The following is a 13,268-nucleotide window of genomic DNA, read 5'->3' on the forward strand; positions in this document are numbered from 1 at the left end:
TGAGAATGATGAAACGAATATGACTGAACTGACTGCCATTCAGGCGCATCAACCGATCCTTAGCTGTGACCATGCACGGAAAGGGCTGGATCTGACTGCACCTTACAGCCTAAGCTGGGGCTTCAACCAACAAGGAGTGAACCATGGCAAATTTAAGAATTCTGGCGATTTGTGGCAGTTTACGGCAAAAATCCACGAATAAAGCACTGTTGCAGTATGCGATGCAGCAGGCTCCGGCAGGAATTGAGATTGAACTGGCGGACTTGTCGGAGCTGCCATTTTACAATGCAGATTTGGCAGAAAAACCGGCCAGCGTGACCAGACTGGTAGCACAGGCAGCCGCCGCTGATGGGTTGCTGCTGGCTTGCCCTGAATACAATTACTCTGTTGCGCCTGCCCTGAAAAACGCACTCGACTGGTTATCCCGTGAACCAAACAATGCCGTGTTGGCTGGCAAAACTGCGGCCATTCTGGGGTCCGGTGGCGGTATGGGCACGTCCAGGGCTCAGTACCATTTACGCCAGGTTTGTGTTTTTCTCGATTTGCACCTGGTGAATAAACCTGAAGTATTCTGCAATTCTTTCGGTAATAGCTTTAATGAGCAGGGTGAACTGGTGGATGAACGTATTCAGGGTTTGATCCAGCAACAACTGCAGGCGTTGGCCGTATTAACAGCGAAGATCCGCAATTAAAACAAGGCAGTGCTTGTGCCTGATTAAAAAGTTTGTCAGATTAGCCAAAGCAAAAACCCACGGATAAGAGGTTGTCGCTTGATTGAGCGTTTAAAACAGGATTTTTACCTGATGATGGTGACACTGGTCGGCGTGCTGGCCAGTTTCACCTTGGTACCTTTTGTGCTCTACCGTCTGGCCAGCGGGGATTATCTGGTTGCCACTGTGGATCTGTTGCTGATTGGCACCTGCTCGCTTTCGGTTCAATGGGCCTGGCGCACCGGTGATACTGAACGGCCAGGCCTGATGATGGCCGTGGCTTTTTGTATTGGCGCTGTCACTGTCGTGTATAAACTGGGGTCAGATGCGCTGTATTGGATCTACCCATTAATGATGTTTCTGTTTTTCCTGGTTGCGCCGCTCAAAGCCCTTTGGTTATTGCTGTCGATGCTGACCGCTATTGCGTTGCTGTACCTGTCAGACGAAAGCCATATATTTGCCAGCTCTTTTCAGTTTGTCGTCTTTATCGCAACCACCTTAATCACCTGCATCTTTGCCTATATTTTTGCCTACCGTACCCATTTGCAGCGCAATGAGCTGCGGAAACTGGCGACGATAGACCCCCTGACCGGTGCTTGCAACAGACATCACCTTTCCGATGAGTTGACAGCGGCAGTGCAGCACTACCGCACCACAGGCAGGGATTCAGGGTTGATGCTGCTTGATCTGGACCACTTTAAAAGCATTAATGATCAGTATGGTCACCAGACAGGTGACCAGATCCTGATGCAACTGGTGCCTCTGCTGCGGCAAATGGTGCGTCAGCAGGACCAGATTTACCGGTATGGCGGTGAAGAATTTGTGATTTTGGTGCAAGGGATTGAATTAGCCGATTTGCACCAACTGGCGGAAAAAATCCGTCATGGGATCTGGCAGCAACTGACGTTGCCGGATGACAAAACCATCACCACGTCCATAGGTATCGCCTGCACCAGCCAGGCCCGCGACTGGTCGCATTGGCTGCAGCTGGCCGATCAGGCGCTGTACCAGGCCAAGCATCAGGGCCGCAACAAAGTGATGCAGGCAGAACAGAATGTTACGACTTAAGTCGTAACGCCAGCCCACAGACTCTGCATTATGCTGAAGGTATTAGGGTTTGCAGGAGTTTGCTGATGTTGATGTTTTTTCTGCCACGTTACCTGGCTCTGACCATTCTTGTGTTACTCGGCGTGGCCCTGTTGCATGCAGTGCAACCTGTCAGGCTGGGTTTTGTTGCCGATGTGCTGGCCCCACCGCTGCTTTGCCTCTGGCTGGTCCCTTGGTATCAGGCTCAGCACCAGAATTTGCAGCTGACAGACCGCCCCCGGCTCACCTACGGCCTGGCGATGCTGGACGCGCTGGTGCAGGCCGCCCTGGTATTTATCAGCGTCGGCTCCGTGCAAACTAGTGGCTTAAGCGATGCCGTGCTGAGTTTTTTCAGTGTGGTGGTCTTTCATACCCTGATGATTTATTTCGCCTTGGGCTATGCCATCAGTAAAGCAGCGGCGACGCCAAGGTCGAAACCCGCATAAACAAAAAGGGCTGGTATCAGGTTTCAAACCAGCCCTTTTTTCCTTTTTAGCAAATTAGCTGCGCAGCAGGTGATCAAAGGCACCCAAAGCAGCTGTGGCCCCCGATCCCATCGCAATAATAATTTGCTTAAACGGGGTATTGGTCGCATCGCCTGCCGCATACACGCCGTTCAGTGATGTTTTGCCATAACCGTCGACAATAATCTCGCCGCGGTTGGTCAGCTCAACAGCACCGCGCAGCCACTCTGTATTTGGTACCAGGCCAATCTGCACAAAGATACCAGCCAGCTCGACGGTTTTGCTCTCGCCTGTCGCACGGTCTGTGTACTGCAGCCCCACCACTTTAGTACCATCCCCCAGCACTTCAGTGGTTTGTGCCTGTTTGATAATGGTGATGTTGGGCGTGGATTCGGCTTTTTTCACCAGCACAGCGTCAGCACGCAGCTTGGCATCAAACTCCAGCACAGTCACATGCTCCACAATCAAAGACAGGTCCAGCGCCGCTTCAATACCGGAGTTACCCCCACCGATCACCGCCACTTTTTTGCCTTTAAACAAAGGGCCGTCGCAGTGTGGGCAATAGGCCACCCCTTTGCCGCGGTACTCTTTTTCCCCTGACACGTTCATTTCGCGCCAGCGGGCACCGGTCGATAACACCAGGCTTTTGGCTTTTAATACAGCACCGTTGGCCAGCTCCAGCTCCAGATGCTCAGTGCCCTGACTCAACTTCACCGCTTTCTGGCTGTTCATCACGTCCACGTCATACTGCCGGACATGGGCTTCTAAATTCGCTACCAGCTTTGGCCCTTCGGTTTCTTTCACCGAAATAAAGTTTTCAATACCAACAGTATCAGCCACCTGGCCACCAAAGCGCTCAGCCACGACGCCGGTGCGCAGGCCTTTACGGGCAGAATAAATGGCCGCAGAAGCACCTGCCGGGCCACCGCCGACGATCAGCATGTCGTACGGCGCTTTGTTTTTCAGCGCGTCGGCCTGCCGGGCTGCAGCGTTGCTGTCTACTTTGTTCAGAATAGTGGTCAGGCTGATGGCACCTTGTGAAAACTGCTGACCATTCAGGAACACAGTCGGCACCGCCATAATAGCGCGCTTGGCCACTTCATCCTGAAACACAGCCCCATCGATCATGGTGGTTTTAATCTTCGGGTTCACGGCCGCCATCACGTTCAGTGCCTGCACCACTTCCGGGCAAGTCTGGCAGCTTAAGGACACAAAGACTTCGAAATTCAGCTCATCGGTCAGGCTGGCAATTTGCTCCAGCACCGCCTGCTCTTCTTTGATGGTGTGGCCACCAGAATGCAATAAGGCCAGCACCAGCGAGGTAAATTCGTGACCCAGAGGTACACCGGCAAAACGGATCAGGCTGTTTTTGGCAGTGCCACGCACAGCCATCGACGGCGCACGGACTGTCAGGTCCGTTTCTTCTTTGACGGAAACCAGCGGACTTAAACCAGCAATATCTGCGGCCAGCGCTTTAATTTCAGCGGCTTTCTCGCTGTTATCCAATGCAATCACCAGCTCCACCGGGCTTTTCAGGTATTGCAAATACGTCTGTAACTGAGATTTTAAGCTTGCATCTAACATATTTAGCTCCTTTGACTGCCTCTACTGGTCTGCTGCTGTTGCCTTTTGGCAAAGCTTCGCCATGCGGGATAAATCCCACGGGCAAAACATTAAAAATCTGGAATTGAACCGGCTGTGCCAGCCGGTTTGAATACAGGGGCTGGAGGTCAGCCCCTCTGTCTTACCAAGACTTAGATCTTACCAACCAGGTCCAGAGATGGCGCTAACGTCGCTTCACCCGGAGTCCATTTCGCTGGGCATACTTCGCCGTCGTGGTTTGCCACGTACTGGGCCGCCTGTACTTTACGGAACAGTTCTGCCGCGCTGCGGCCGATACCCAGGTCGTGGATTTCCGCCACTTTGATTTCGCCTTCTGGGTTGATCACAAAAGTACCGCGCAGAGCCAGACCTTCTTCTTCGATCATCACACCGAAGTTACGGGTGATAGTGCCAGTTGGGTCACCGATCATTGGGTAGTTGATCTTCTTGATCGTCTCAGAAGCATCGTGCCACGCTTTGTGCGTGAAGTGAGTGTCAGTAGACACTGAGTACACTTCGACACCAATTTCCTGGAACTTGGCATAGAAGTCAGCCAGGTCGCCCAGCTCAGTTGGGCATACAAAGGTGAAGTCAGCCGGGTAGAACACCACAACAGACCATTTGCCAGCCAGATCCTGATCCGTCACTGGTACGAATTTGCCCTGATGAAATGCAGTGGCTTTAAACGGCTTAATTTTGGTGTTGATAATAGAAGACATTGTCATACTCCATGTTGGTTAGTGAAATTGAACACACATCAGATGTTGCACAGTGTAGTCCGGTCCGATGATTTCATACAACGAATTAAATCCATAAATCTAATCAATAAAAATGATTGAACAAAACTCAACCAGCAGGACCCGCGCCGTCAGCATGCACTTCTGGACTAGACTGATGAAACACTCACAGCAGCATGGGGGCAAATTGTGACAGTTCAAGGCATTAGCTACGCTGTGTTATTGATTTTCTTTCTGAAGCTGACCGCAGCAACAGCAAACCCAGTGTCAGTGTATCAGTACACAGATCCCCGGGGGACACCGGTGTTTGCGGATACCGCACCTAAAACAACGCCTTTTCGTGTGCGAAATTACGACTGCGCTGCCTGTGGCCTGACACCGGCAGTCAATTGGGCTGACACACCACTTTTTCTCACAGAATATGCAAACCCGATCCGCCAGGCCGCCCGGCAACAACAGCTTGAGCAGGCCCTGATCCGGGCGGTGATCCACGCAGAATCCGCTTTTAACGCCACAGCGCGCTCTAAAGCTGGCGCTCTGGGCTTGATGCAACTGATGCCGCTGACCGCCAAAGCCCTTGGAGTGAACAACAGCCTGGATACCGAAGAGAACATTCAGGCCGGTTCAGCCTACCTGAAACAACAACTGCAGCGATTTGATGGTGAGCTGGAACGAGCGCTGGCGGCTTATAACGCCGGTCCCGGCGCAGTGGAACACTACAAAGGCATTCCCCCTTACGCTGAAACCCAGCGTTACATTGCCAGGGTCAAATTATTGCTGCAGCGTTACCGTCAGGCTATAGCAAAGCCTGCAGACGCTGTTTAAGCTCAGCGACAGAGCTGGTGTTGGGGAAAGTCAGAGCCTGAAAGCCGTCACGCCGGAAGGCTCTGTCCAGCTCGATCAGCACATGGGTTTGCCCGGCTTCGCAAACAAAAGACAGTTCCACTTCATTAATGCTGAATAAACCAAAACCTTTGGGTCTGAACTCCAGTTCCTGATAACAGCCGGTGCTGGAACGGAAGGTGCGGGCATTGACGTAGCCTTTTTCCACGTCCGCTTTCACCAGTTTCAGTCCCAGCTCGTCCATCGCCTGGATCACCCGGCTCACCAACTCTGGGGCCTTAATAAAAAGCCGGTCTTTGTCAGACGGGTCCAGTGCATTATCGACCGATAAACCTGTAGCCAGCCAGACAGCGGTCTGGTTATTACGCACCGGCAATTCAGTGATCGGCGTTTCCGGATGCAGCTGGCCTTTAAACTGCAAGCGTTTTTCCTGGCCGGGACCAATGCTGAACCTATCCGCCAGATGCCAGCGGGCCAGAGCCAGAGCGCTGTAATAATGATTGTCACCGGATTCCACTTTCATCCGCGTCATCAGGGCCAGCTCCAGCCCCTGGATATGCTGTTCCACCTCCCCCCCGCGGATAATAATCTCAGCCTGAAACTGCTGGCCCGGCAACAGCTGATCGGTTAACAAGACGGTGTCGACTTTGGCCGCACCAATACCCACACTGGCTAACAATTGCTTAAACATGGCGTCCTCCTTGGTTTGTTTTCGTTATATCCTCTTTGGCTGTTAAATTCGATCATCCGTGCCTGAAAAAAGGTAACAAATTATAAGGCATTGAATAAAAACAGTTTTATTCTTTGCGTTCGGACAGAGCTCTGTTGCAGACTAAAAGAAAAAGGAGAACCTTATGAAAAGCCTGTTTCCCGCTGTGACCCTTCCGCTGCTGCTCAGTGCCTGTGTCGTTCATGTGAATGCATCCAGTCCGGAACCTGCAGTGCAGGAACAGCAGACTTTATTTGTCACCAGTGCAGGCCTGAAAAAGTTAGTGCTGGAAAGTCAGGCCGGGGATGTCCGTATTGTCGGCAAAGCCAATCACACTCAGATTGATGTTGACGCCAGGCTGTATTATCAGGACAAAGCTCAGGTTCAGCTCAGTTTGCAAAGCCAGGGGGACAGCGCCATACTCAAAGCCCTGACCGACAATAACTGTGTTGGGATCTGCACAGGCGAATCGCCCCGCATTGATTTGGTTGTGACTGTGCCGGCAGCACTGGCACTGCAGATAGAGGATGGTTCCGGCACTATCAGTATCAATGGCATGGCCGCAGATATCGCCATTGAAGATGGTTCAGGCGCTATTGCGCTCGACGGTGGCGCTTCTGTTGAGATTGAAGACGGCTCGGGAGAGATGCAGATCAGCCATCTCAGCGGCTCCTTGTCAATCACCGACGGCTCAGGCTCCATCCAGGTGCAACAGGTGGCAGGGGCTGTCCGTATTGAGGACGGTTCAGGTGACATTACGGTGCGTCAGGTCGGTGGTCAGGTCCGGGTATCAGACGGTTCAGGCAGTATTTCAGTGCATCAGGCCGGCAGTTTTGTGCTGGACGACGATGGCTCCGGCGAACTGGATTTAACAGATATTCAGGGCGCCGTTGAACTGAACAAGGACTGAGTCGCCCCCCACACAGACAAAGCCCGGTATTGCGCCGGGCTGGCCTTTTGTCCCTTCTTATTGCCGCTTGCCACTTCAGTGGCCCATTGCAATCCGATTTGTCGCACACTTTTGCTAAAACAGAGGGACGACAGATGCATATCAGCAAAACAGAACTTCGATCGGCCGGTATCAGCTTTTTGGTACTGAGCAGTATTCTGGCGTTAGGCGCCTATCTGCCTGTGCTCACCAGCCCGCTGCAATCCTGCTGGCTTGCGCTGATGCTCTAACCCTGCTGACGGTACCACTCCCCGAGGATCAAACTGGCAGCGACACTGACATTCAGCGATTCCACATGGCCAGTGCCCGGAATTTGCAGCGCAATATCCGCCGCTTTCGCGACAGACTGCGACACCCCAAACATTTCTTCGCCAAAGACCACCACCACTTTGGCCGGTAATGTCGTTTTGTACAACGACTCGCCACCATGACTGGAAGTGGTCACCAGAGTGTATCCCGCGTCTTTGCACAGCTTCAGCGCCAATGGCAGACTGTCACAGTGCAAGCCTTCGACAAACTCCACTCCGCCTTCTGCGGTGCGGGCGGCGGCCCCATTGGCCAGCAAGTCGGCGTCTTTCATCAGAATACCGCTGATCCCAAAATGGGCGCAGGTGCGGGCAATAGCCCCCAGATTATGCGGGTTGCCCACACCATCCAGTGCCAGCAGACAATCGCGTTTTTTCACCTGCTGCAGGTATGTCGCCACAGAACGCACAGGCTTGCGTTTGAGCAATAGCACCACACCGCCATGGTGTTGGCTGCCACTGATCTTCTCCAGCTCGTCGTCAGAAACAATGTGATAAGCCTTTTTCGCCTGGGCCAGAAACTTCATCAGATCGGCAAATTTAGGTGCCAGCTGTTCATTCAGATACAAACGCACCAAGGCCTCAGGCCGCTGCTCAAACGCCACCCGGCAGGCATTTTCGCCATAAATTTTCGCTTCTTCGCTGCGGTTTTGTTTCAGTACTTTGGCGGAAACCGGCTTTTTGCCTGCCAGCTCCTGCCCTGCTTTGGCTGCCCAGGGCTTGTGCATCAGGCTGTTGCTGTCGGTCCGGGGGCCTGTACGGCGTTTGGCTGAACGATGGTCGGTCATGATGGGTCCAGTGCGGTAAAAATGGCGCTTAGTGTAGCAGTTTGTCATCCTGTGCCACAGTAGCAGACCGCACAAAGCTTGCCTTTCGTGCACCAGCCAGTATGCTGGCGTTTTGTTTTTGTTCTGGTTTTCTTATGCTGAGTTATCGCCACAGCTATCATGCTGGCAATCATGCCGATGTTATTAAACACCTGGTGCAGGTAGCCATTCTCAACTACCTGAAATTAAAAGATAAACCTTTCTGTTACCACGACACCCATGCCGGGGCCGGCTTGTACAGCCTGCACAGTGCTCAGGCGCAAAAAACCGCCGAGTACCAGACCGGCATAGGCCGTCTGTTCGACTACCAGGCGAATAGCCCGGAGCTGGCGGCTTATATAGCGCTGGTGAAAAGCCTGAATGACGGCGAGTTAGAGTTTTACCCGGGTTCACCGAAAATTGCCGCCTTGCTGTGCCGGCCCGGCGATACCATTCAGGCCACTGAGCTGCACCCGGCCGATCACCCTATTCTGGCCAGCCAGTTTGTGCAGCGCCGGCATTGCCGCATTGAACAGATGGATGCCTGGCACGGCATCAAGGCGATGCTGCCTCCGCTGGCCAAACGCGGCCTGGTGTTGATTGACCCGCCTTATGAGCTGAAAACCGAATACCAGGATCTGGTCAAAGGTCTGCAGCAGGCGTATCAGCGTTTTCCTCAGGCCACCTACGCCATCTGGTATCCGGTGATTGAACGCAGCGCTGTGGAGGCCTTTCTGACAGCTATTGCCAACACAGGTATCCGCAATCAGCTGCGTATTGAATACAGCCCTCTGCCAGACAGCTGCGGCTTTGGCATGACAGGCTCAGGCATGTTGGTGATCAACCCGCCTTACAGGCTGAAACAGCAAATGCAGCAGGCTTTGTTAGAGCTGGACCCGCTGCTGGCCCAGCACAACTCACAAATCCGGATTGAACAACAGGTGGAGGAATAAGATGCGCTGGCTACTGCTGCTCGTTGCTGGCCTGATGTGCGCCAAGGCCCTGGCCTTTGGCCCTGTCGGTCACCAGATGGTCTGTGATATGGCGTACAAACTGCTAAGCCCGGAGTCCCAACAGAAAGTGGACCAGTTACTGGCGTTGCATGAGGAAAAACACTTTGGCACCGCCTGTTCCTGGCCGGATCAGGTACGGGCGTTACCAGAATACAAACACACAGCCGTCTGGCACTACGTCAATATTCAGCGCAGTGACACCAGTGTCAGCATGGCGCACTGCCCGGCAAAAGGCTGTGTGTTATCGGCGATAAAGCAGCAAAGCCAGAAATTGGTGCCTTTCGCTCCGTCCAGAGCCCAGCTGGAAGCGCTGCTGTTTACCGGCCACTTTGTCGGTGATTTACATCAGCCTCTGCATGCCGGTTATGCCGACGATCTGGGCGGCAATAAAACCGCGGTTTATGTGGATGGTCAACCGTCCAACCTGCATGGCGTCTGGGACTACGTCATTCTGGAGCAGGCCGGTTACAGTGCAGCGGATAAACAACAGGCTTTGTATCAGAGGTTGCTGCAGAAACAGCAACAGTGGCAGTCCGTCAATGTATTGGACTGGGCCAATGAGTCGGTGCTGCTGGTCAAGCTGATTTATCAGGGGTACAAACCTGGCATGCTGGTGGACGCACACTACACAACAACGCATCTGCCCGAACTGGAACAACGCCTGCAGCAGGCTGCTGTCCGCCTCGCCTTCTTGCTGGAGCAAGGCTGGACTCAGCCAGCCAAGGCATCTCAGGGCAACTGAAAGGATTTAAATTTGTTCAGCTTCAGCTGGCTTAATAAATTGGCCAGCTGCAGCTGGTGCTCCAGCTCTGTCGGTTCAAGCTGATAAGCGCTGTAAAACATTCGGGCGGCCAGCTTCAGTTCACCATCCTGCTGATAACGTTGACCCATGCGGCAATACGCCTGAGCCCGTTGCTCTGGCGGGTACAGCAGCTGAAAACTCTGCCGCTGCAAGCCTTCAGCGTATATTCTGCCTGCATGGTAAGGCAGTTGATTTAACAAACGGTTGGCCCGCAGCAGCAACTCAAAAGCGGCTTGAGCCTTACCTATACGGTTCATCAACAAGGCGCCATGATACAAAGCCGGTAGTGACATGGGCATGCTTTCCAGATGGCTGCGCTGACGCTCCAGAAACTCTTCCACTGCTGTCACGCCCGAACTGAGCTGCATCAGGCTGGCCTGTAACCAGATCACTTCGGCAGCAAAGGCCTGTACTTCTTTATCAGCCACGACTTGCCTGAAGGTCTGAGTCAGCAGATTTTGCAGCGCCTCTGTCTGCTGATTCTTGTAGTGGGCCAGATACAACAAGACCCGGCATAAGCTCAGGCTCAGTGCACAATAGTTGTAGCCGCTCCCGGCCAGTCGACGTTTACGTTCAATAAATTCAATGGCCTGCTCATGCTGCCCTGACAGTACCAGCACCAGCTGAACCAGCTGTATCATCTGCAGCGACATGCCTGCGGCCGGGATCTGACTGACATAGTGCGCTGCTGTTGCATAATCATCATCGTTCATCGCCAGAAACACTGACCAGAACTCACGTTTTTCCTGATACGGCTGCAGTTCATCCGCCGGGTTTTGCAGAAACTCCCGGCAATGCGAGAGCTCGCCGTTTTCATAATCAATGCGGAATTGCGCCCACAAAGCCCAACCTTGTTGCCGGGCACAGGCATTTTTAATCAGACCAGCGGCTGCCTCATACACCCCCAGTTCCAGCAATACCGCCACTTTCAGCTGCAGCAGTTGGACAGGGGCATCGGCACCCGCTTTTTGCTGCAGCTCGGTAATCTGCTTAAAGGCGTCAACATAACGGCGTTTTTGCAGCAGTGCCAGGCAAGGCTCCAGAAAAGGCGCCAGCTTTACATGCTGTTTCAGCTCGTCGTCAATATGGTATTTATTGCAGGGCCGCTCCAGCAGACTGATTTGATGAAAAGGGTAATCCAGTGCATGGCGCAAGCGTTCGTTGGGATTGGCCAGCAACACCAGCCGGCTGGACGATTTCAGCAGCTGTTTATCGAGAATACGTTCTACTAAATCCTGCCCTGTCTGGCCTGGCTCCACCTCCTCAGCCAGGAAAATAATGTCATAAGGTGCCGGATGATCCAGGCTCAGCAAATCGTGCACGGAGCGGGCCATCTCCAGCTTTTTCATGCCGAGACCCTGCAAAATTTGTTTCATTAAATGCAAGGCAGCAGGGTCTGGCTCTATCACCAGTACCTGCAAATCAAAAAACTTACTGAAATCAAATTTGGTCAGACTCAACCAGGGCCTCCACCTATTGAAAAGCATATAACCACATGATTTTCTTAGTGTAGGCCTATTCTACTTTCAGGCAAACAAGTAATTTGGAAAAATCAATACCGTTGAAGCCTGCAGCAGCCTTTATTCCTGGCCGCGCCAGCGTGCATGACACAAAGTTTCATGTTTTTCTTTGCTGAGCAGAATCCGGGCCAGCAGAATTTCTTCCTGCCCCGCAACATCGGCCAGACCAATACGGGCTTCCAGATGCAATTGTGGCTCAAGTTCTACGGCAAACCAGTCTTGCCATTCATCCGTAGCACTCACCAAATCCACAAAAGCAGCTGCGTCTGCATGCTGCAGATACAGCTGATAATCCGCCGCGTTCAGATTCTCCTCGGCCAGCTCTTCAAAAATAACAAAAGCATGATCACAGAGTTCATCCAGGGTCCAGAGTTCCAGTTCAGGGATCGACATCGGCAGTTTCCTTTAAAAGCGGTCAATAGGCGTTTATGGCGCCGATTATAGCGCCCGACCGGCACCAGCCGCAAAAGTCTCTGGTGTCACCGGCAACGACGCGTTAGCATACAGCCCTTTTTACGGCGGAGCCTTCGGATGAACCAATACTTAAGCTTAGTCAGCCTGCTGGTGGATGATTACGATCAGGCGCTGGCTTTTTATCGGCAACAGCTGGGATTTGAATTGGTGGAGGACAGCCCACAAGGCGATAAACGCTGGGTGGTGGTTCGCCCGCGCGGCGCCAGAGAGAGCGCTATTTTGCTGGCCAAAGCCAGCACTGAGCTGCAGCGGGCCCAGATTGGCCAGCAAGGTGCTGGCCGGGTCTGGTTATTTTTGCACACAGAAGATTTTTACTCAGATTATCAACGTATGCTGCAGGCCGGTGTCGAATTTCTGGAACAACCGCGGGAAGAGCCCTACGGCACTGTGGTGGTGTTTCAGGATCTGTATGGCAATAAATGGGACCTGCTGCAAAGGCGGACTGCCTGATGTACCGCTGCCCTGTCTGTGCACAAGTGCTGACCCCCAACCCGGCGGGCTTGGGTTGCGTCAACCGCCATCAGTTTGACCGGGCCCGCGAGGGTTATGTCAATCTGCTGCCAGTGCAACACAAAAACTCCAAAGTGCCGGGCGACTCGGCCGACATGATGCAGTCCAGACGCTTATTCCTCAATGCAGGCCATTATCAGCCGCTGTCCGATGCACTGAACGCGCTGCTGGCCAGTGCCCAACCCGCCACATTGTTGGATTTGGGTTGTGGCGAAGGCTATTACAGCAACCGGCTGCAGCAGGCGTTGCCGGACACCACCGTCTATGGACTCGACATCGCTAAAACGGCCGTCCGATATGCCGCCAAAGCCTATCCGGCAGTGAAGTACTGTGTGGCCAGCGCCTGGCATTTACCTTTTGCCGACCAAAGCTTTGATGCCGTCCTGAAGCTGTGTGCGCCTTGTGAGCCACTGGAGCTGGCCAGGGTCAGCAACAAGGGGGCAACACTGCTTGCTGTCAGTGCCGCCCCCCAGCACCTGGTGGAGCTGAAACAACAAGTCTACCCACAGGTACGGTTACACAGCGAAGACATAGTGCAGATCCCAGGCTTCTGTCACCGGCACCGGCAACAGCTCAGTTATCAGCTGCAGGCGCTTCCTGCAGCTGAACTCTTGGCCTTGTTGGACATGACACCGCTAAGCTGGAAATTTAAACCCGGTCAGAAGCACGGGTTTGCCGCAACAAAGCCGGCTATCAGCCTGGATTTTTATCTGGATCTGTACCAAAAAAACTAAAACT

16 protein-coding genes are annotated in these 13,268 nt (G+C 53.2%); 10 read left to right on the plus strand and 6 right to left on the minus strand.

Annotation, left to right across the window (positions count from 1 at the left end; all coding sequences use genetic code 11):
- The first annotated feature begins 143 nt into the window (after window positions 1-143).
- The 3 genes from WKJ04_RS00565 to WKJ04_RS00575 all read left to right on the plus strand — a co-directional run bounded on the left by WKJ04_RS00565 (window position 144) and on the right by WKJ04_RS00575 (window position 2,242).
- Window positions 144-692, plus strand: coding sequence for an NAD(P)H-dependent oxidoreductase (locus WKJ04_RS00565; protein WP_337878638.1), 549 nt, complete (start codon window positions 144-146; stop codon window positions 690-692).
- A gap of 78 nt (window positions 693-770) precedes the next feature.
- Window positions 771-1,778, plus strand: coding sequence for a GGDEF domain-containing protein (locus tag WKJ04_RS00570; protein ID WP_337878639.1), 1,008 nt, complete (start codon window positions 771-773; stop codon window positions 1,776-1,778).
- Between the two features lie 65 nt (window positions 1,779-1,843).
- Complete coding sequence (locus WKJ04_RS00575; RefSeq protein ID WP_337878640.1) at window positions 1,844-2,242, plus strand: hypothetical protein; 399 nt, start codon at window positions 1,844-1,846, stop codon at window positions 2,240-2,242.
- 54 nt (window positions 2,243-2,296) lie between these two features.
- Here the strand turns inward: WKJ04_RS00575 and ahpF are convergent, their stop codons facing one another.
- Together ahpF and ahpC are read right to left on the minus strand one after the other, a co-directional pair.
- Window positions 2,297-3,844 (minus strand): alkyl hydroperoxide reductase subunit F, encoded by a 1,548-nt coding sequence (gene ahpF / locus WKJ04_RS00580; protein WP_337878641.1) that lies wholly within the window; start codon window positions 3,842-3,844, stop codon window positions 2,297-2,299.
- Between the two features lie 170 nt (window positions 3,845-4,014).
- Window positions 4,015-4,581: an alkyl hydroperoxide reductase subunit C gene (gene ahpC / locus WKJ04_RS00585; protein ID WP_337840783.1), complete on the minus strand. Its 567-nt coding sequence runs from the start codon at window positions 4,579-4,581 to the stop codon at window positions 4,015-4,017.
- A gap of 207 nt (window positions 4,582-4,788) precedes the next feature.
- Here ahpC and WKJ04_RS00590 point away from each other — a divergent pair, with 207 nt between their 5' ends.
- A complete protein-coding gene (locus WKJ04_RS00590) occupies window positions 4,789-5,424 on the plus strand; it encodes a lytic transglycosylase domain-containing protein (protein WP_337878642.1) in 636 nt (211 codons plus the stop codon).
- On the opposite strand, the gene WKJ04_RS00595 is transcribed toward WKJ04_RS00590, so the two are convergent.
- On the minus strand, window positions 5,396-6,133 hold the full coding sequence (locus tag WKJ04_RS00595; protein ID WP_337878643.1) for a sporulation protein: 738 nt from the start codon (window positions 6,131-6,133) through the stop codon (window positions 5,396-5,398). The genes WKJ04_RS00590 and WKJ04_RS00595 overlap by 29 nt on opposite strands.
- A 163-nt stretch (window positions 6,134-6,296) precedes the next feature.
- Between WKJ04_RS00595 and WKJ04_RS00600 the strand changes: the two genes are divergently transcribed.
- Together WKJ04_RS00600 and WKJ04_RS00605 are read left to right on the plus strand one after the other, a co-directional pair.
- The gene (locus tag WKJ04_RS00600) at window positions 6,297-7,061 is read left to right on the plus strand and encodes a DUF4097 family beta strand repeat-containing protein (RefSeq protein WP_337878644.1); all 765 of its coding nucleotides are present in this window, start codon (window positions 6,297-6,299) and stop codon (window positions 7,059-7,061) included.
- 134 nt (window positions 7,062-7,195) lie between these two features.
- Entirely contained in the window at window positions 7,196-7,330 is a 135-nt protein-coding gene (locus tag WKJ04_RS00605; RefSeq protein WP_337878645.1) for a hypothetical protein, read from the plus strand.
- Here WKJ04_RS00605 and WKJ04_RS00610 read toward each other — a convergent pair.
- The gene (locus tag WKJ04_RS00610; RefSeq protein WP_337878646.1) at window positions 7,327-8,193 is read right to left on the minus strand and encodes a tRNA/rRNA methyltransferase; all 867 of its coding nucleotides are present in this window, start codon (window positions 8,191-8,193) and stop codon (window positions 7,327-7,329) included. The two genes, WKJ04_RS00605 and WKJ04_RS00610, sit on opposite strands and share 4 nt — an antisense overlap.
- 134 nt (window positions 8,194-8,327) lie before the next feature.
- Here WKJ04_RS00610 and rlmJ point away from each other — a divergent pair, with 134 nt between their 5' ends.
- Both rlmJ and WKJ04_RS00620 read left to right on the plus strand, forming a co-directional pair.
- Window positions 8,328-9,164, plus strand: a complete 837-nt coding sequence (gene rlmJ / locus WKJ04_RS00615) for a 23S rRNA (adenine(2030)-N(6))-methyltransferase RlmJ (protein WP_337878647.1) — start codon at window positions 8,328-8,330, stop codon at window positions 9,162-9,164.
- Window position 9,165: 1 nt separating this feature from the next.
- On the plus strand, window positions 9,166-9,966 hold the full coding sequence (locus WKJ04_RS00620; protein ID WP_337878648.1) for a S1/P1 nuclease: 801 nt from the start codon (window positions 9,166-9,168) through the stop codon (window positions 9,964-9,966).
- Here WKJ04_RS00620 and WKJ04_RS00625 read toward each other — a convergent pair.
- Both WKJ04_RS00625 and WKJ04_RS00630 read right to left on the minus strand, forming a co-directional pair.
- A complete protein-coding gene (locus WKJ04_RS00625) occupies window positions 9,954-11,486 on the minus strand; it encodes a hypothetical protein (protein WP_337878649.1) in 1,533 nt (510 codons plus the stop codon). The genes WKJ04_RS00620 and WKJ04_RS00625 overlap by 13 nt on opposite strands.
- Before the next feature lie 120 nt (window positions 11,487-11,606).
- Window positions 11,607-11,939 (minus strand): DUF440 family protein, encoded by a 333-nt coding sequence (locus tag WKJ04_RS00630; protein WP_337878650.1) that lies wholly within the window; start codon window positions 11,937-11,939, stop codon window positions 11,607-11,609.
- A gap of 138 nt (window positions 11,940-12,077) precedes the next feature.
- Here WKJ04_RS00630 and WKJ04_RS00635 point away from each other — a divergent pair, with 138 nt between their 5' ends.
- Both WKJ04_RS00635 and rlmA read left to right on the plus strand, forming a co-directional pair.
- On the plus strand, window positions 12,078-12,470 hold the full coding sequence (locus WKJ04_RS00635; RefSeq protein ID WP_337878651.1) for a VOC family protein: 393 nt from the start codon (window positions 12,078-12,080) through the stop codon (window positions 12,468-12,470).
- Window positions 12,470-13,264 carry a 23S rRNA (guanine(745)-N(1))-methyltransferase gene (gene rlmA / locus WKJ04_RS00640; RefSeq protein ID WP_337878652.1) on the plus strand — a complete coding sequence of 265 codons (795 nt, stop codon included), beginning with the start codon at window positions 12,470-12,472 and terminating at the stop codon, window positions 13,262-13,264. The genes WKJ04_RS00635 and rlmA overlap by 1 nt, the downstream gene beginning before the upstream one ends.
- Window positions 13,265-13,268: the final 4 nt, after the last annotated feature.

The sequence above is a fragment of the Rheinheimera sp. genome (assembly GCF_037442345.1).
Lineage (GTDB): Bacteria > Pseudomonadota > Gammaproteobacteria > Enterobacterales > Alteromonadaceae > Pararheinheimera.

Bases quoted from the DNA above. Each gene is read 5' to 3' on its own strand.
- WKJ04_RS00565 (WP_337878638.1), top strand. From the start codon at position 144: ATGGCAAATTTAAGAATTCTGGCGATTTGTGGCAGTTTACGGCAAAAA.
- WKJ04_RS00575 (WP_337878640.1), top strand. From the start codon at position 1,844: ATGTTGATGTTTTTTCTGCCACGTTACCTGGCTCTGACCATTCTTGTG.
- ahpF (WP_337878641.1), bottom strand. From the start codon at position 3,844: ATGTTAGATGCAAGCTTAAAATCTCAGTTACAGACGTATTTGCAATAC.
- ahpC (WP_337840783.1), bottom strand. From the start codon at position 4,581: ATGTCTTCTATTATCAACACCAAAATTAAGCCGTTTAAAGCCACTGCA.
- WKJ04_RS00595 (WP_337878643.1), bottom strand. From the start codon at position 6,133: ATGTTTAAGCAATTGTTAGCCAGTGTGGGTATTGGTGCGGCCAAAGTC.
- WKJ04_RS00600 (WP_337878644.1), top strand. From the start codon at position 6,297: ATGAAAAGCCTGTTTCCCGCTGTGACCCTTCCGCTGCTGCTCAGTGCC.
- WKJ04_RS00605 (WP_337878645.1), top strand. From the start codon at position 7,196: ATGCATATCAGCAAAACAGAACTTCGATCGGCCGGTATCAGCTTTTTG.
- WKJ04_RS00610 (WP_337878646.1), bottom strand. From the start codon at position 8,193: ATGACCGACCATCGTTCAGCCAAACGCCGTACAGGCCCCCGGACCGAC.
- rlmJ (WP_337878647.1), top strand. From the start codon at position 8,328: ATGCTGAGTTATCGCCACAGCTATCATGCTGGCAATCATGCCGATGTT.
- WKJ04_RS00620 (WP_337878648.1), top strand. From the start codon at position 9,166: ATGCGCTGGCTACTGCTGCTCGTTGCTGGCCTGATGTGCGCCAAGGCC.
- WKJ04_RS00630 (WP_337878650.1), bottom strand. From the start codon at position 11,939: ATGTCGATCCCTGAACTGGAACTCTGGACCCTGGATGAACTCTGTGAT.
- WKJ04_RS00635 (WP_337878651.1), top strand. From the start codon at position 12,078: ATGAACCAATACTTAAGCTTAGTCAGCCTGCTGGTGGATGATTACGAT.
- rlmA (WP_337878652.1), top strand. From the start codon at position 12,470: ATGTACCGCTGCCCTGTCTGTGCACAAGTGCTGACCCCCAACCCGGCG.